17 protein-coding genes are annotated in these 15,988 nt (G+C 56.1%); 6 read left to right on the top strand and 11 right to left on the bottom strand.

All coding sequences use genetic code 11. The features are described from left to right. The first annotated feature begins 117 nt into the window (after positions 1 to 117). Together ABWV47_RS02100 and ABWV47_RS02095 are read left to right on the top strand one after the other, a co-directional pair. Entirely contained in the window at positions 118 to 1,092 is a 975-nt protein-coding gene (locus ABWV47_RS02100; RefSeq protein ID WP_353308190.1) for a DUF808 domain-containing protein, read from the top strand. A gap of 42 nt (positions 1,093 to 1,134) precedes the next feature. After that, positions 1,135 to 1,419, top strand: coding sequence for a hypothetical protein (locus ABWV47_RS02095; RefSeq protein ID WP_353308189.1), 285 nt, complete (start codon positions 1,135 to 1,137; stop codon positions 1,417 to 1,419). 94 nt (positions 1,420 to 1,513) lie between these two features. Here ABWV47_RS02095 and ABWV47_RS02090 read toward each other — a convergent pair whose 3' ends face one another. The 3 genes from ABWV47_RS02090 to tkt form a co-directional block, all read right to left on the bottom strand. Beyond that, positions 1,514 to 1,921 (bottom strand): hypothetical protein, encoded by a 408-nt coding sequence (locus ABWV47_RS02090; RefSeq protein ID WP_353308187.1) that lies wholly within the window; start codon positions 1,919 to 1,921, stop codon positions 1,514 to 1,516. Positions 1,922 to 2,029: 108 nt separating this feature from the next. Beyond that, a complete protein-coding gene (locus ABWV47_RS02085; protein WP_353308186.1) occupies positions 2,030 to 2,776 on the bottom strand; it encodes a lysophospholipid acyltransferase family protein in 747 nt (248 codons plus the stop codon). A gap of 193 nt (positions 2,777 to 2,969) precedes the next feature. Then, a complete protein-coding gene (gene tkt, locus ABWV47_RS02080; RefSeq protein WP_353308185.1) occupies positions 2,970 to 4,991 on the bottom strand; it encodes a transketolase in 2,022 nt (673 codons plus the stop codon). 257 nt (positions 4,992 to 5,248) lie between these two features. On the opposite strand from tkt, the gene ABWV47_RS02075 reads away from it, so the two are divergent. The 3 genes from ABWV47_RS02075 to ABWV47_RS02065 are packed head-to-tail and all read left to right on the top strand — an operon-like array spanning position 5,249 to position 6,818. Beyond that, on the top strand, positions 5,249 to 6,076 hold the full coding sequence (locus ABWV47_RS02075) for a hypothetical protein (RefSeq protein WP_353308183.1): 828 nt from the start codon (positions 5,249 to 5,251) through the stop codon (positions 6,074 to 6,076). Next, a complete protein-coding gene (locus ABWV47_RS02070; protein ID WP_353308182.1) occupies positions 6,076 to 6,471 on the top strand; it encodes a cell division protein ZapA in 396 nt (131 codons plus the stop codon). The genes ABWV47_RS02075 and ABWV47_RS02070 overlap by 1 nt, the downstream gene beginning before the upstream one ends. Beyond that, positions 6,468 to 6,818 carry an MliC family protein gene (locus ABWV47_RS02065; RefSeq protein WP_353308181.1) on the top strand — a complete coding sequence of 117 codons (351 nt, stop codon included), beginning with the start codon at positions 6,468 to 6,470 and terminating at the stop codon, positions 6,816 to 6,818. Before ABWV47_RS02070 ends, ABWV47_RS02065 begins: the two co-directional genes overlap by 4 nt. Positions 6,819 to 6,881: 63 nt before the next feature. Here ABWV47_RS02065 and grxD read toward each other — a convergent pair whose 3' ends face one another. The 6 genes from grxD to purL all read right to left on the bottom strand — a co-directional run bounded on the left by grxD (position 6,882) and on the right by purL (position 11,324). Then, entirely contained in the window at positions 6,882 to 7,244 is a 363-nt protein-coding gene (gene grxD / locus ABWV47_RS02060; protein WP_353308180.1) for a Grx4 family monothiol glutaredoxin, read from the bottom strand. 111 nt (positions 7,245 to 7,355) lie between these two features. Further along, positions 7,356 to 7,619 (bottom strand): hypothetical protein, encoded by a 264-nt coding sequence (locus ABWV47_RS02055; RefSeq protein ID WP_353308179.1) that lies wholly within the window; start codon positions 7,617 to 7,619, stop codon positions 7,356 to 7,358. Between the two features lie 202 nt (positions 7,620 to 7,821). Then, on the bottom strand, positions 7,822 to 8,058 hold the full coding sequence (locus ABWV47_RS02050; protein WP_353308178.1) for a BolA/IbaG family iron-sulfur metabolism protein: 237 nt from the start codon (positions 8,056 to 8,058) through the stop codon (positions 7,822 to 7,824). Between the two features lie 65 nt (positions 8,059 to 8,123). Next, the gene (locus tag ABWV47_RS02045; RefSeq protein WP_353308177.1) at positions 8,124 to 8,645 is read right to left on the bottom strand and encodes a hypothetical protein; all 522 of its coding nucleotides are present in this window, start codon (positions 8,643 to 8,645) and stop codon (positions 8,124 to 8,126) included. A 30-nt stretch (positions 8,646 to 8,675) separates the two neighbouring features. Then, positions 8,676 to 9,098 carry a hypothetical protein gene (locus ABWV47_RS02040; RefSeq protein ID WP_353308175.1) on the bottom strand — a complete coding sequence of 141 codons (423 nt, stop codon included), beginning with the start codon at positions 9,096 to 9,098 and terminating at the stop codon, positions 8,676 to 8,678. 66 nt (positions 9,099 to 9,164) lie between these two features. Beyond that, positions 9,165 to 11,324 carry a phosphoribosylformylglycinamidine synthase subunit PurL gene (gene purL / locus ABWV47_RS02035; protein ID WP_353308174.1) on the bottom strand — a complete coding sequence of 720 codons (2,160 nt, stop codon included), beginning with the start codon at positions 11,322 to 11,324 and terminating at the stop codon, positions 9,165 to 9,167. Between the two features lie 194 nt (positions 11,325 to 11,518). Here purL and ABWV47_RS02030 point away from each other — a divergent pair, with 194 nt between their 5' ends. Next, positions 11,519 to 12,310, top strand: a complete 792-nt coding sequence (locus tag ABWV47_RS02030; RefSeq protein WP_353308173.1) for a metallophosphoesterase — start codon at positions 11,519 to 11,521, stop codon at positions 12,308 to 12,310. Positions 12,311 to 12,319: 9 nt separating this feature from the next. Here ABWV47_RS02030 and ABWV47_RS02025 read toward each other — a convergent pair whose 3' ends face one another. Together ABWV47_RS02025 and ABWV47_RS02020 are read right to left on the bottom strand one after the other, a co-directional pair. Further along, entirely contained in the window at positions 12,320 to 13,468 is a 1,149-nt protein-coding gene (locus ABWV47_RS02025) for a BamA/TamA family outer membrane protein (protein WP_353308172.1), read from the bottom strand. Positions 13,469 to 13,490: 22 nt separating this feature from the next. Continuing rightward, positions 13,491 to 15,770, bottom strand: a complete 2,280-nt coding sequence (locus tag ABWV47_RS02020; protein WP_353308170.1) for a mechanosensitive ion channel family protein — start codon at positions 15,768 to 15,770, stop codon at positions 13,491 to 13,493. Positions 15,771 to 15,988 lie beyond the last annotated feature (218 nt).

Here is a 15,988-nt window from a genome sequence, read left to right as displayed (position 1 = left end):
CCCGCGCGCCGCAACGGCTTGTTGCGCAACGAGACTTTGCAAATCTGTCCAGATCGGGCATGAAGAAGCCACAGGACAAAGAGGCCCCATCTATGTGGGCAATCGGGAGTGGTGCAGATGGCAGGCGGTTTGCTGGCGTTGTTGGATGATGTGGCGGCAATCGCCAAGGTGGCGGCAGCGTCGATTGATGATGTGGCCGCTGGGGCCATGAAGGCCAGTGCAAAAGCTGCTGGTGCGGTGATTGACGACGCGGCTGTGACGCCAAAATACGTACATGGCTTTGAAGCCAAACGTGAGCTGCCGATCATCTGGAAAATTGCCAAAGGCTCTATCAAAAACAAATTGCTGATTTTGTTGCCCGCGGCGTTGTTGCTGGCCAATTTTGCACCTTGGCTGATTTCGCCTTTGTTGATGCTTGGCGGGGCCTATCTGTGTTTTGAGGGTGCGGAGAAAATCTACCATGTTCTCGTGCCGCATGAGGGCCACCATATTGCCGAAAAAGAGGTGGGTGACGATCCGGCGCATCTGGAAGAAAAGAAGGCGGCTGGCGCAATCAAGACGGATTTCATTCTGTCTGCGGAAATCATGACCATCATTCTATCCGGCATTCCAGAAAGCAATTTCTGGATGGAGGCTTCCACATTGGCGTTGGCCGGTGTGGGCATCACGGTGGCGGTCTATGGCTCGGTTGCGTTGATCGTCAAAATGGATGATGTCGGCCTTGCAATGTATGCAGGCGGCAACCTGTCACTCACCCGCACCTTGGGGCGTTGGTTGGTACGTGGCATGCCGCATTTCATGAAGTTTCTGACCATTGTGGGCACAGCCGCGATGCTGTGGGTTGGCGGGTCAATTGTGATCCATGGTATGGAAGAGCTTGGCTTTGGCTGGCTTGGACACCACATCCACGACTGGGCGCATGTGGTGGGACATATGGTGCCAACGGCCTGGACAGGCTTTGTGGAGTGGACATCCAAAGCGGCGATGGACGGTGTGTTTGGCGTGGCGCTAGGACTGGTGATGATCCCAGTGGTGAGCAAGGTGATAGCGCCGATTTGGGGCGCGGTGACAGGCAAGAAAACTGCGCACTGAAGCGTGGTTTCACCACGCAGATCACTGACGTTGCAACCCGTGGTGAAACCCTACGTTCCTTGGTATCGCGGTCTAAATGCCTCCGTTTTGGCCGGGCGCAGACACGGGGGATATCGCACTCAAAGCCTGCGGAACTTTGCGCATGCCATGGCCCATGCCAAACTGAGCGATGATGAGCTTGGCGTGTTTTTAGAAATGCGTCTGGAAATCGCGCGTTGCGCGCAAAGTCGACGGCAATTTTGGCTGGGGCGGGCGTATAACGCATTGTCTGGGGAGTCATCGGACTACTTGCGCCTGACCGGCCGCGAGGTCTGTGACATCTTGTAGGTGATCGGCGCGGAGGTTGGTGACATCACCGACGTCGATGCGTTGTACGATCTGCGTGTGGATGTTGCTCAGGATGTGTTGGCTACCCTAAAAGCTAACCATCGATCGGGCCTGTCCATTCCGTGTGACCTCGCGCATTGAGCATGGACGACATCGCAAAACGCCCGTCGATATCGTGTAGCAAAGCCGTAGACGTATAAGGCGGCGTTGTGAGCGTCTCTTGCCTAAGCAGCCGTGTTTGAAAGGTTCCAAGCCACGTGCCGTCGGGACATTTTTCAAGGCTGATCGGGGTGCGGTGAATCAGATCCAAGCCCATAACATCCACGGCCTGCAAGTATAGCGCGAAATTTTCGACAACTGCGTCTTCGGTTTCAAGGACAACTGCATTGGACTTGGTGATCAGTGAAAGAGGCAACTCTAGACGGGAGCGCCAAAGCTCAAAGTCGCACTTAAGAAAGGCTCGTGAAATGTCGTCTAGAAATAGTTCAAAGGCAATGTTCATCGCTTCAATATATAAGCAAATACACCCAATGGCGAGACCACTGACGCATAAGGCGTAACCCCAAAAAATTGGCCGCAGGCCAGTGTCTTTTGTGAACAGGGTTGCGGCTCAATCCCGGTGGGTGATTTCACCGGTCTGAGCATCATAAGCGTCCGCCATAGCCGTGCGCAGGCGTGCGACACAGGCATCGGTGTTCTGCTCTGGCGAGAAACACATCTGTTCGAGCACGTCGATATGAATGGTGCCTTTAAAAGGGAAAAATTTGCCGCGCGGCAAAAGCTTATCAGAATGGCTGATCACAAAGGGGCGTACGGCGCGGCCGGTTTTTTGAGCGATCAACACCGCACCAGCTTTGAAGGGGGGCAGACCGGGTTCTGTGGCGCGGGTGCCCTCGACAAAAAGGATGGGCGAGCGGCGCGCCGGCATCTCTTGCACGGCGTCAACCAAAGACGTCAGCGCGTCGCGACCTTTGGAACGGTCGATTTTGAGCAGACCCGCGCCGTCAAATCCACGTTTGAGCAGGGTGGCTTCGCAGAGCTCTTTCTTCGCCCCAAAAGTCACCCATTTTTCATTGGGGATGACATGCAGCATCGAAAAGCCATCCAGATGGCTGCGATGGTTCACAGCAATCACGGAGTTGGTGTCGGTACGCAGCGCTTCACGTGCCTCGTCTGAAATCTCAACTTGGACGTCCAAGAACCACAGAAGCCAAGAACAACACCGCGAAACCGTGCGCCAAAACCACCCACGAAACCCAACACGTTTGCCGCAGATCATTGGGACAAAGGCCAAGAACAGAAAGATCAATGGGCCGGTGATGACCAATAGAATGCGCTTGGCAAGAGTGAGCAGCATGTATGGTCCTAGATTTGGGGTGTTGAGCCGCGAAACAGTGTGCCCTTGGCTGATAGAGCGTTGCGTTACGTAAGGATAGTGGAAATTTGAGTGGCATGTTTGGGTGGCTCTGATGGGCGCGCGTCGCAGCGATGTCCCATAGAAAAAGGCGCGACATAAATGACGCGCCTTTTCATGTGCTTATACGTTAAACTTACAGCAGTGCTTTGGCTTTTTCTGCCACGTTGGCTGCGGTGATGCCGAACTTTTCATAGAGTTCTCCGGCTGGCGCAGAGGCCCCAAAGCCGGTCATGCCAACAAAGTCAGACTTGCCAGGCCGGGCACGTTCACCCAACAACCACTGATCCCAGCCGCCGTTGCGGACCGCGGCCTCAACACCAACACGCACCGCAGCGCCTGCTGGCAGAACCTTGCGACGGTAGTCTTCGTCTTGGGCGGCAAACAGCTCCATGCAGGGCATAGAGACCACGCGGGTGCCGATGCCTTCAGCTTCCAGCAGCTTCTTGGCGTCCATTGCCAATGACACCTCAGAGCCGGTGGCGATCAGGATCACCTGACGTTTGCCTTCGGCTTCGGCCAGAACGTAGCCACCTTGGGCGGTCAGGTTCTTCAGCTTGTGCTCGGTGCGCAGGGTTGGCAGGTTTTGACGGGTCAAAGCCATGACAGACGGTGTGTCTTTGGAGGTCAGAGCAAGTTCCCAAGCCTCAGCCGTTTCCACGGAATCCGCTGGGCGGAACACATAGGTGTTTGGCGTGGCGCGGCAAATGGCGAGGTGCTCCACAGGCTGGTGGGTTGGGCCGTCTTCGCCAACCCCGATGGAGTCATGGGTCATGACAAACACGGTTGGGATTTTGCTCAAAGCCGCCAGACGCATCGCGGGGCGCGCGTAGTCGGTGAAGCAGAAGAACGTGCCGCCATAAGGCCGGATGCCACCATGCAGGGCCATGCCGTTCATCGCAGACGCCATACCGTGCTCACGGATGCCCCAGTAGATGTAGCGACCCTTGCGGTTGTCGGTGTCAAACACACCCATATCGCCGGTCTTGGTGTTGTTGGACCCGGTCAGATCAGCCGAACCACCAACGGTTTCAGGCATGATCGGGTTGATCGCGGCCAGTGCCATTTCGGATGATTTCCGTGTTGCCACAGAGGGTTGCTCTTCAGAAATCTGCTTCTTCAGGGCCTTAACAGTGGCGGAGAGTTTGTTTGGTACATCCAGTGCATAAGCGCGGTTGAAACGTTTTTGCTTTTGCTCGGAGGCTTCTGCAAAGCGGGCTTCCCATGCTTCGCGGTCTGCCGCGCCACGGGCGCCGATGGCTTCCCACTGGGCTTTGATGTCTGCGGGCACTTCGAAAGGCGCGGATGTCCAGCCGTAGCCTTCTTTGGCGGCTTTCATCTGGTCGGCATCGGTCAGAGCGCCGTGACCTTTGGAGGTGTCTTGGGCGGCGTGGCCAATTGCGATGTGCGTTTTGCAGGCAATCATCGATGGCTTTTTGGCCTTTTTTGCAGCTTCAAGCGCGGCGTCGATCGCTTCGGGATCGTGGCCGTCGATTTCCTGCACGTGCCAGCCAGACGCCTTGAAGCGTTTGACCTGATCGGTGCGGTCAGACAGTTCAACGGTGCCGTCGATGGTGATGTTGTTGTTGTCCCAGAGGACAATCAGGTTGCCCAGAGAGTGACGGCCAGCAAGGCCGATGGCCTCTTGGGAGATGCCTTCCATCAAACACCCGTCGCCGGCGATGACGTAGGTTTTGTGGTCGACCAGTTTACGGCTGTATTGTGCGCGCTGGATTTCTTCGGCCATGGCGAAACCAACGGCGTTGGCGATGCCCTGACCCAATGGGCCGGTGGTGGTTTCCACGGCATCAATCAAGAAGTTTTCCGGATGGCCTGCGGTCAACGCGCCCATTTGGCGGAAGTTTTTCACTTGGTCCTGGGTGACCTGTTTGTCGCCCATGAGATACAGCAGAGAATAGATCAGCATAGAGCCGTGACCCGCGGACAGGATAAAACGGTCGCGGTCTGGCCAGCTTGGTGCGGCCACGTCAAATTTCAGGTGCTTTTCAAAGAGCACGGTGGCCACATCGGCCATGCCCATCGGCATGCCGGAGTGACCGGAATTAGCGGCGGCTACAGCATCCAGCGTCAGGGCGCGAATGGCAGCGGCTTTCATCCAATGTTCAGGGTTCTTTTCACGCAGGGCGGCGATGTCCACGGATGCGCTCCTCTGGGTCTAGGGTTGGGGTTGTCGGGTGCATAACAGGATTGTGGTTAATAGCAACCTAACAAGGCTTTGCAGGTGTTAATTGGCGAGGCGTGTTGTAAGGGCCATCTCGCCGCAAGGGGGGGCGCATTTTACCATGCCTTTGGCTAATATCTCTGCATTGAGTGCGCTGCTGCGATTCGTTAAGACAGAAGGGCACGCAAAAAGAACACGGGTCGATAAGAACCGGACCGGAAAGGACGAGGCATATGAGTGACATCAGCGATCTAGAAGGCAGGTTAAGCACAGCGCTGGAACGCATCGCGCGGGGCGTGGATGCGATGCAGCCGGTGGTTGGTGAGCCCGAAGAGGGCGAAGATGTACAGGCGTTGCGCCGGGCTTTGGAAAACGAAGCACTGGTGACCGCGCAGATGGAAGAACGCGTGCGGGTGTTGACCACACGTCAGACCGAGTTGGAAACTGAGCTCAGTGCGGCTCAAGAAGCCCGCACCGCAGCAGAAGACACTGTAAAGGACTCCGAAACGGCGAAGGTTGCAGTTGCGCAGGATTTGTTGGCCGCGCAGGCCCGCGCGGAGGCCGCTGAGACTGCGGCTGCGGCCGCTGCGGAAAAACTCGAGGCGTTGGAAAATGCTGTGCCGCAGGCTGAGCCTGTTGTGGAGGCCGCGCCAGCGCCGCAACCGGAGCCCGAGAGTGAGAGCCGCGTCTTGTTGGAAGAATTGGCCAAACGTCTGCGGCGGTTGCGCCAAATGGTTCGCCGGGAGCGTGGCGCCAACAAGCAACTGCGTGATCAAGTTGAAAAAGATGGCTTGGTAGAACTGTCAGCAGTGGAGCAGGCGTTGAAAGCGGATCTGGCCACCCTCACAGCGCTGCGAGATGCGGAGCTGACGGAGACGGCGTTGATCCTTGAGGAGTTGCGTCCATTGGTGCACGGGGTGCCTGAAGACGACATATCAGAAGATGACATCTCAGAAAGCGACATGTCTGAAGATGACGCACTAGAAGACGCCACATCGGAAGATGATGTGACTGATGAGGTGCAAGCGCCTGATACAACGAACGAAACGGGAGAAGCCTGATGCCAGAGGTTCAGATCGAAATAGGGGGACGGGTGTTCGAAGTGGCCTGTCAGGATGGCGAACAACATTTCCTACGGGCGGCAGCTCAGATGGTCGACGATCAGGCCAAAGTGCTGGTGGCTCAGGCGGGGCGCATTCCGGAAGCACGTATGTTGTTGATGTCGGGTTTGATGCTGGCGGACAAGACGGCCGGGTTGGAAGACCAGTTGCGTGATGCTGAGGCTAAGATCGAAGCACGAGATAAAGAAATCAAATCCTTACTGGATGCTCCTAAAGCTGAACCAGAGAAGATTGAGGTGCCCACAATTCCCGAAGAAGTGACGCAGACCTTGGCTGAAATGGCGGCACGTGCGGAGTCACTGGCGGATTTGGTGGAAGAAAAGGCGGCAGGGTGATCAGGCGCTGGGTATTTGGGGCGGCGGGGCTTGTCGTCGCAAGTCTGGCCGTGTCCCAAGCGCGCGCGGACGCAGTGCAAACTGCGGGTTATCGGTGTGATCGTGACGCGTGGGTTGATGCCACTTATATAAATGCTGCGGATGTTGCCTATGCAGTGCTGGTTGTCGAGGGACGGCAGGTGGCGTTGGTTGCGGAGCGGAGCGGTTCCGGGGCGCGCTACGGCCCAGCGGATGGCGGCTCTTCTGGGTATGTGTGGCACACCAAAGGCGCTGAAGCGGTGCTGTTTTGGCGAGATGCGGCGCAGGCAGAAGAGATGTTGATGCGTTGTGCTGAGGACCTGCAGTAGCGGTTTTCAGACAAAAAGCCCCGCCAATTGGTCGGGGCTTTTCAGTACTTTAAGGTGCAAAGCTTAGGCGTTGGCTTCGCGGATTTTGTCTGCTGCTTCTTTGTCAAACGTGACGCTGTTGTCTGTGAACATGGTGTCCAGCTCGCCCGACAGGGTCATTTCGGTGATGATGTCACAGCCGCCGACAAACTCACCTTTGATGTAGAGCTGCGGAATGGTTGGCCAGTCAGAATAGTCTTTGATGCCTTGACGGACTTCTTCGTCAGCCAGCACGTTTACGTCGGTGTAGTCCACCGCCATATAGTTCAGCACGCCTGCCACGCGGGAGGAGAAGCCACATTGGGGCATGTCTTTGGTGCCTTTCATGAAGAGCACCACGTCGCTGGCTTTTACGGTTTCGTCGATGCGGTCTTTGACGTCGGTCATTGGTGTTTCCTTGTTCGCGGGTCAGCGTTTCACTGTTGACCCAGATATAGGTCATGAAGGGGCATTTTGCCAATCCCAGTGATGTGTATGAAGGACTGGCCGGCCCAATGGCTATTTCTGTTTGTTTTTGGGGACAAACAGCTTGGCGTAAGCGTCAGGGTCTTTGGGAACCTTCCATGTGGTGACATTGCCGCCGCCCACGCCGGATTGATAGTCAGACCGGAGCACGTGGTTGTCTGGGTCTTGGTCGTCTTCTTCTGCAAAAGGTGTGCGATTGCGGTTGATCCAGGCAGTGAAAGCCACAAGGGCCACAACGCCGAGACCCAGAATGGGCACCAGCCCCGAGGACAGAAGGGTTTGTAGATCAGACATCATGCTAAAATCTTACGATTCTGGCGCGCCCAGGCGCGTCTGCGCATCCTACCCTCAACTCGCCAGAATTTTGGGCCGTATTTTCTGAGTCTGTTGCATTCACAAACGGTCACAAGGACCACAAACACGAGATCCAATACGCCCCGCAGCAATGTTGCTATCAACGAAAAAATCGGTGACAACAGCATTCCTACGGGTTCGTGCATTATTCAGGTGCCTTTGTGGTCAGCGCCAGAGCGTGCAGTTCGCCAGAGGGGCCGTCCATCTTACCTTTGAGGGCTGCGTAAACAGCGCGCTGTTGCTGAACGCGGTTTTTGCCGCGGAAGCTTTCGTCGATCACCATCGCGGACATGTGCACGCCGTCCGATCCACCAACCTGAATGTCAGCGTCCGGGAAGCTTTCGCGCAGAAGGTCCTCGATTTGATGGGTGGTCATTGGCATGGTTGGCAGTTCCTTTGTCTGGGTGTGAAAAATGTAGGCCTTGGCTGAGGGCTCTGCAAGTCGGTTTAGACAAAGGGTGCAAGCGATTGCAGGTAAGCGGGCACATCCGCCAATGCATCCTGAACCTCGGGTGCCTCAAAATCATGCACGGAGCTGGGATCATCGGGGCAGAGCGCCGCCATAAGTGCGTCGGCTTGCGCCGTTGCACTGTCTGGGATCGACAGCTGCCTGGCCTCTTGCAAGAGCAGCAGGGCCTCATGGATGGGACGCAGCACCCTAAGGGCGTAGGTCATGTGCTCCAAGAGATCGGGATCATCGCGCCATGTGTCCCCGTCAAACAGCTCTTGCGTGACGCGCTGACCGGCCCCGGCACAGGAATAGGCGACACAGCCGCCAAATCCGCGTGATGTCAGATTTGTGTGGATGGTGCAGTCATAACACGCGTCTGAGAGATTGGTGCAAGGAGAGTCAGCCCGTTTGAGAATCGCAAAATCTTCGTCGGCGTCAAACGGGTAGGCGACACAACAAAGCGCGGCGCAATTGGCGCAGTCATCGGTGAGGATGGGCAGTTGCGTGTTTGATGTCATATCTGAGCAGTTCTTAGGTGTCAGGGCAGGTTATTGCTCCTGCGGTACAGCCGGAGTTGTGATCAGTTTGTATAACACAATCAATATCGAAAAACCCCAAGTCAGGAACACGGCGTCAACGATGGTTTCCAAGCTGGGGCGACTCCACTCGGGTATAAAAACAGAGCGGTTTTCATAGTTCATTTCTTGTGTGCTTCCACACCGCAGATCGGAGGGGACATGCATCGCTATATCGTTGCCAAACAGGGTCAGAACATAGGTGATACCAATCGCTGTTGGAAGGATTGACCAGCGCCATTTCACCTTACCAAAGTAAGACGCCGTCAGTGTTCCAGGCAGCTGCAAGAGGGCGCAGAACGTGCACACTTTGAGTATGTTAATCACCGTTTGCGACAGGTAGTCCTGCGCGCAAAATGGGACGGCTATCGTGGTGCGCTGCGCGGCAAGCAGCATCGTGAAAATCACTGCTAAAACCGCTGCTTGGCACAACACATAAACGATTGGGGCGTTGGCGCGCACCTAGGCGACAGCCGCCGCAAAGCTGCTACGGAATGTATCGGAAAGTTCTGCCAAGCTGGCCTCGGAATTCCCGAATTTCACGCTGTCACCGGTGAATTTGCCCACGGATGTGATTGTCACGTCCGCTTTGGCAGCATTGATCATCAGGGCCTCAGCTTGGTCAAAGTTGCACGCCACCAGATAGCGTGCTTGGTCTTCGCCAAAGAGGGTCGGTGTGTCGTCCATATCAAGCTGAACGCCCACACCTGCGGCCTCGGCCAGCTCAAAAGCGGCCAGTGCAAGACCGCCGTCAGCCAAATCCGTGCAGGCTTTGATCCAGTCGCGGTTGTTGCGGATGAATTCGCCGTTTTTGCGTTCCGCCTCAAGGTCAACATGGGGCGCATCGCCGTCTTCGCGGTTAAACACCTCAGCCAGCAACGCAGATTGGCCCAAGTGGCCAGTCGTTTCACCGATCAGCAGCGCCACATGGCCATCGCGGGCCTCACCCAGAATGGGGTCTTCGCCAGCCGCAATAATACCAACAGCACCGATGGTCGGTGTCGGCAGGATGCCTGAGCCGTCGGTCTCATTGTACAGCGATACGTTGCCGGACACGATTGGCACATCAAGTGCAGCCACAGCCTCGCCGATGCCTTTGATTGCGCCCACAAACTGGCCCATGATCTCCGGTTTTTCGGGATTGCCAAAGTTCAGGTTGTCAGTTGTTGCCAATGGTTTGGCGCCAACGGCACAAAGATTGCGGAACGCTTCGGCCACGGCTTGTTTGCCACCCTCAGTTGGGTTGGCTTTCACATATCGTGGGGTCACATCAGAGGTGAAGGCGAGCTTTTTGTCGGTGCCGTGCACGCGGATCACACCGGAGCCCATGCCGGGGCGTTGGGCAGTGTCACCCATCACGGTGGTGTCGTATTGCTCATAGACCCACTGTTTGCCAGCATAGTTGGGAGAGCTGATCAGACCTTTGAGACCATCAATGGCATCAATCTGTGGCACGTCGGCCAGCTCTTCTGCGGCCGGTGTTTCCACCCACGGGCGGTCATACTCTGGTGCGCGGCCCGACAGAGGCGACAGCGGCAGGTCGGCTTTGACTTCGCCGTGATGCAAGATGAGAAAGCGGTCCTCGGCGATGGTTTCACCCACAATGGCAAAATCCAGATCCCACTTTTCAAACACGGCACGGGCTTCGGCCTCTAGCTCTGGCTTGAGCACCATCAGCATGCGTTCTTGGGACTCAGACAGCATCATTTCATAGGCTGTCATGTTGTCTTCGCGCTGAGGCACGTCTTCGAGGTTGAGTTTGACACCCAGCTTGCCTTTGTCGCCCATTTCCACAGCAGAACAGGTGAGGCCAGCAGCGCCCATGTCTTGAATGGAGATCACAGCGCCGGTTTGCATCAGCTCCAGCGTGGCTTCCATAAGACGTTTTTCGGTGAAGGGGTCGCCGACCTGAACGGTGGGGCGTTTTTCTTCAATGGTGTCGTCAAATTCTGCGGAGGCCATGGTTGCACCGCCCACGCCGTCACGGCCTGTTTTGGCGCCCAGATACACCACCGGCATGCCGATGCCAGAGGCGGCGGAGTAGAAAATGCTGTCGGTCTTGGCGAGGCCTGCGGCGAAAGCGTTCACCAAGCAGTTGCCATTGTAGGCAGGGTGGAAGCGAACTTCGCCGCCCACGGTTGGCACACCAAAACAGTTGCCATAGCCGCCAACACCTTCGACGACGCCATTCACCAGCTGTGTGGTCTTGTGATGGTCTGGTTCACCGAAGGACAGAGAGTTCATCGCCGCCACAGGACGCGCGCCCATGGTGAAGACATCGCGCAAAATCCCACCAACGCCAGTGGCAGCCCCTTGATAGGGTTCGATGTAGGACGGGTGGTTGTGGCTTTCCATTTTGAAAACAACAGCATCACCGTCTCCGATGTCGACGATACCCGCATTTTCGCCCGGACCACAGATCACTTGTGGGCCCTCGGTTGGCAAAGTGCGCAGCCATTTTTTGGAGGATTTATAAGAGCAGTGCTCATTCCACATTGCAGAGAAGATACCAAGCTCTGTGAAGGTGGGCTCGCGACCGATGATTTCCAGGATCAGCTCATACTCGTCGGGCGCAAGGCCGTGTGAAGAGATGAGATCGGGCGTGATGGCCGGTTCCTGCATGGTGCGAGAGTCCCCAATAAATAGCGTTTGAGGGGCTTTTAGGGCAGGTCGGGCAAAAGTGAAAGGGGGAAGGTGTCAGTTCCGTGATATGGCTGCGGTTCTGATCAAAAAGCTGCAAAGGATTAAGGCGACTGGCTTGTGGCTCTGCGTGATCTCGGTTTGTATTCGGGCAAGGGACGCAGAGGAGTGCGCTGGTGAAAATAATCTGGATGTCAGACCCGCATTTGCAAAATGCAGGCACAATTGGCGGCCTTGATCCGCGTGCGCGGCTAAAGGCGGCATTGGATCATGCCAATGCGCATTACCCCGACGCAGCGTTTGTCGTGATGTCAGGTGACCTTGTCGGAGATGAAATTGAAGGTGACTACGCGTTGATGGCCGATTTTATGGCCCGCTCAGATCTCACCGTGTTGCCGATGGCTGGCAACAATGACAACCGGCAGGGGCTGTTGCATCAGCTGCCGTTGCCGGAGGGGGGCATGGACGGCTTTGTGCAATATGCGGTCGATTTGCCAGAGTGTGTGCTGCTGTGTTTGGATACACATAAGGAAGGTGCACATGCCGGTGCGTTTTGTGAGGCGCGGTTGGCGTGGCTTGAACAGCGTCTGAAGCAGGCGGGGGACAAGCCTGTGCATGTGTTTATGCATCATCCGCCGATGGCATTGGGTTTGCCAAAGCAAGATGAGATCATGTTGGAGAATGGCGACGCGTTTCTGGATGTTGTTGCGAGATACAACAACGTGGCGCACCTATACATGGGCCATGTGCATCGCCAGACCAATGGCAGCCTGCGCGGCATTCCTTTTGCAACCATTGGCGCTGTGTCGTTTCAAGCGCCCGCACCGCGGCCGGAATGGGACTGGGAAAGCTTTCAGCCACCAAAAGAAGCCCCCCGATATGCGGTTGTCGACATCAATGGCGCAGATGTGTGTATGCAGCATATTCAGTTTTGCGCCTATGGCGTGGGTCTTGAAGGGACGTCTTGACGGCGCCGCCTAAAACCGTTGGCCGACATAGATATAGAGGAGGTCTTCGTCTCGGTCGTTGATTGAGGCGTCCAGAGACAGCGTGGCTTTGAATTTCTTGGACAATTGGAACCGCAGGCCAAGGCCACCGGCGTAGCGAAAATCTGTGTCGCTAAGGTCCGCGAAGTTGGCAGCGGTGTTGCCAGCCCCGGCAAACAAGACCGCGCCAAACCGGCTGCCGATTTGTTGGCGGTATTCGAGTTGGGCGGACAACAAAGCATCATTCAAAAACTCTGTTGGACTAAAGCCACGAAACGCATCGGTGCCGCCCAGAGAGCATTTGTCAAAGAAAGGTGTTGAGGTGCTGTTGGTACAGGCGGCCAGCCGCAGGGCCACTGCGTTTTGCGCCCCCACAGGCAGGTAGCGGTTGTAGGTCACAATGGCGCGTTGGAATGCGCGGTTAGAACTGTCCAATACCTCGCCATAGCTGAGTGTGCCCTCAAGCAAGTTACCGCTGCGGGCGGAAAAACTGTCATCTCTGGTGTCCCATTTGGCCAGCAGATTGAACAAGGCGACACGCAATTGGGATTCTGGAAGCGGGGGCAGGCCGCCGCCTGAGCCGCCGTAACCCAATGTGGTGTCCAGATATCGCACGCCTGCGCCAAACAGCAATTCGGAGGTGACACCACGCAGCACACTCAGATTGAAGACATCGCCGGTTTGGCGCACCGGAACCGGGATGCCGCCGACATAGAGGTCATAAAATCCCTCGGCTTGGCCCAAGCTGGCACTGAGTTGCCAGCGGTTTTGATCAAAGACCAGCTTGCCGCCCAGACCAAAGGCGTTGGTGCCGTTTTCACTGCGCAACCCGCCAATACCGATCACCGAGGTGTCGCTGCCTTCGTCTATGTTGAAGAGATAGCCGCCGCCCAGCACCAGACCGCCGCCGATGAGCACGTTTTTGAAGGGGACAGGTGCCACAACAAAGGAGCCTTGGCCAAAGCCAAGTGGATTTTCGTCGTTGGCCGCGTTGTCCAGTGTTGTGTTGAGTGTGTCGCCTGACAACGGATCGGCAAACGCAGGTTGGGCCGCATATGTGGTGAGAATGGCAAACACAAATGCGGCGCCCGACAAACGTCGGACGCCAGAGCAGATCATACTTTTTAAGGTATTGGGCATTTTGCCCTCTTCTTTGATCAGATCAATCGGGCCCTTTGCTGGGGGCTGCCCCTTCACCTTCTTGCTGTTGCTGCGCAGCCGCTGCGGCGGCTGCGGTTACGGCAGCTTTTTCGTGGTCTGGCATGTCAGCAGCCCCCTCGGGCAGCGCAACGCGCACTTCACGGCGTGCAAAGTCAATGCCGTTGGCGTTGAACTCAGATTTCACGCGGTTGTAGATTTCCTTACGGATCATGAACTGCTTGCCCGGTTTGGCCATGAACTTACCACGGATGATCATGCCAACATCGTCGAAATCAAACACACCTTGCGATTTGAACGGCTGCAGGAAGTCATCTTTGTAAAGCTCTTCCACAAGCATCTCTTGGCCAATCTTTTTGAAGATCTTTTTGACCTTGTTGGGATCGGTATCAAACGGCACGGTGAATTTGAGCTTCATGATCACCCAGTCACGAGAATAGTTTGTGAGCTTCGGAATCTCGCCGTATGGAATGGTGTGCACAGGGCCTCTGTGGTGACGCAACTGCATGGAGCGGATCGAGATTTTTTCAACCGCCCCCATGGTGCCGTCGATCTCAACATAGTCCCCAACACGGAAGGCGTCATCCACAAGGAAGAACACACCGGAGACCACATCTGTGACCAGCTTCTGTGCCCCGAAACCAATGGCGAGGCCAGCGATACCAGCACCAGCGAGAAGTGGTGTGATGTCGACGCCAAGGTTGCCAATCGACAGCAGGCCGAAGATGACAATGATCACACCTTGGGCTGTCACCAACATCAGTGGGAGCACTGTGGAGAGACGTGAGCCGCCGCCGCCACCCATTTCATTGTCGGCATCTTCTTGGGACATGCCAAGTGCGGTCATTTCCGCAGCCAAACGGCGGTTGATCCAAAGGCTGACACCTTCGTAGACGATGTAGCCCACAATCACGGTCATGGCGAAGCTGAAGAGGTTGTCGCCGATGCCCGCGCGGTCTTGCAGCAGATCCAGCAACGAGACTTGCCACGTGCGTGCGATCAAAGCGAGCACAAGGCCAACGGCGATCACGCGGCCGATGCGCACATAGCTGCGTTTGGTGGCAATATACGCGTCTTCGGCCACTTGGCCTTCGCCTTGCATTGGCGGTACCAGGTGGCGGACGAGGCCGCGGATGCCGGTGTCGATGACCGGAGCGATCAACAACCAGAACATGGTGGTGTAATGCGCGCCGCCAATCAGCAACTGAACTTTGCCCAGCCCGATCAGTGTGGAGACCAACACCCAAGTGCAAGCCGCGACTGCAATCGCGAAGTAGGGGTAGCCAAGGGCCAGGGCCTCATCAAATTCGGTGCGGTCGGGATCGTCGCCACGCATCATGTCGCTGAGACCTTCTCGCGCTGTCCATGCGACATAGCCAATGTAGAGATAGACCATGGAGTCCATCCAGAAGCCGATGCGGGTTTCGCCCGGCGGGACACCGTTGGTTCCATTGAAGAGAACCACAAAAATGGTCGCGCCCCCCAGAACAACGATACCGACGATGTGACGGTGCAGGAACTTGGCCCACCGATCGTTGATGCTGACCAGTCGGAGATCAGGGCGGTTGGGGGCCAGTAAGAAGCGTGAAAACGCTGCTGCGATGCGAGGCATCCAGATGATGTAGCCAATGAAAGGCGCAATGAAGGTGACCTGATGAGGATCGACCAATGTGCGGCCTAAGGCCCGTACGGTGATATAGAAAATTACGAGACCAAAGATCTCTCGCAAAAACCGTTTAAACAGGAAGGTCAGGGATTCCTTGAGAGTGGGGTCGCCATGTGTGGCTTCTGGATTGCGTACCTTGATCACCCAAGTGCGGACGGCGTATTCCACGCCCAAACCAACCACCAGCAAAAGTGCAGTTAAGCCAAAGAGGGTCATAACCCCGCCAAAACCGCCATAGCTGTCCCCGAAGTTTTGAACTGCTTCGAGTTGTCTGGGGATCAATGCCGGAAGTCTTCGGACCGCATCAAGCAGCGGCTGAGAGAATGCAGTCCACAAAGCGGTGGCCTGCTCAATCAGAGTTTTTGGGGCTGTGTCAGCCCCCTGTGTTGCCGCGACTGCGTCAAGCCGGTCCAACAACACGGATCGGACTTCATCATCCGACATTCTCGCCACCATCGCGTTGATGGCTTCCGGCGTCATTTCCTCGGCGTTGATTTCCACCGTTTCCGGAGAGCTTGATGTTACGGTTGTGGTCGGAAGGGCCTGCGCATGGGCAGCGCCAAGTGTTGTTACGCTCAATGTGAGCGCAAGCAACACGATCGAAAAGAGGTGTCTCATGGAATACTCTATGATCAAAAAAACAATTGACTCAATGAGATGCCTTTTCCGGCGTGAGGTCAAGCATTGTTCCGGGAGCTGAAAAGACAATTTCGTATTGTGAAATCAACGGTTGACCAGTGGAGCCATCCCTTAGAGACCAATTGGGCAAAAAAAAGGGCCGAGCAATAAGCTCGGCCTTAGTCCAACAGGGAGGTGAAGGTGATGAGCGTGTAAGC

The sequence above is a fragment of the Shimia sp. NS0008-38b genome, assembly GCF_040370365.1.
In the GTDB taxonomy this organism is placed as follows: domain Bacteria; phylum Pseudomonadota; class Alphaproteobacteria; order Rhodobacterales; family Rhodobacteraceae; genus Shimia.
The sequence above is the reverse complement of the archived record's forward strand: the minus strand, read 5'-3'. Positions and strand labels throughout refer to the sequence as shown.

What these genes read in the sequence shown, in the direction of transcription:
- ABWV47_RS02025 (WP_353308172.1), bottom strand. Translation starts at nt 13,468, where the DNA reads ATGCCCAATACCTTAAAAAGTATGATCTGCTCTGGCGTCCGACGTTTG.
- ABWV47_RS02050 (WP_353308178.1), bottom strand. Translation starts at nt 8,058, where the DNA reads ATGCCAATGACCACCCATCAAATCGAGGACCTTCTGCGCGAAAGCTTC.
- ABWV47_RS02040 (WP_353308175.1), bottom strand. Translation starts at nt 9,098, where the DNA reads ATGCTGCTTGCCGCGCAGCGCACCACGATAGCCGTCCCATTTTGCGCG.
- ABWV47_RS02020 (WP_353308170.1), bottom strand. Translation starts at nt 15,770, where the DNA reads ATGAGACACCTCTTTTCGATCGTGTTGCTTGCGCTCACATTGAGCGTA.
- ABWV47_RS02100 (WP_353308190.1), top strand. Translation starts at nt 118, where the DNA reads ATGGCAGGCGGTTTGCTGGCGTTGTTGGATGATGTGGCGGCAATCGCC.
- ABWV47_RS02070 (WP_353308182.1), top strand. Translation starts at nt 6,076, where the DNA reads ATGCCAGAGGTTCAGATCGAAATAGGGGGACGGGTGTTCGAAGTGGCC.
- ABWV47_RS02045 (WP_353308177.1), bottom strand. Translation starts at nt 8,645, where the DNA reads ATGACATCAAACACGCAACTGCCCATCCTCACCGATGACTGCGCCAAT.
- ABWV47_RS02075 (WP_353308183.1), top strand. Translation starts at nt 5,249, where the DNA reads ATGAGTGACATCAGCGATCTAGAAGGCAGGTTAAGCACAGCGCTGGAA.
- grxD (WP_353308180.1), bottom strand. Translation starts at nt 7,244, where the DNA reads ATGACCGACGTCAAAGACCGCATCGACGAAACCGTAAAAGCCAGCGAC.
- ABWV47_RS02090 (WP_353308187.1), bottom strand. Translation starts at nt 1,921, where the DNA reads ATGAACATTGCCTTTGAACTATTTCTAGACGACATTTCACGAGCCTTT.
- purL (WP_353308174.1), bottom strand. Translation starts at nt 11,324, where the DNA reads ATGCAGGAACCGGCCATCACGCCCGATCTCATCTCTTCACACGGCCTT.
- ABWV47_RS02085 (WP_353308186.1), bottom strand. Translation starts at nt 2,776, where the DNA reads ATGCTGCTCACTCTTGCCAAGCGCATTCTATTGGTCATCACCGGCCCA.
- ABWV47_RS02055 (WP_353308179.1), bottom strand. Translation starts at nt 7,619, where the DNA reads ATGATGTCTGATCTACAAACCCTTCTGTCCTCGGGGCTGGTGCCCATT.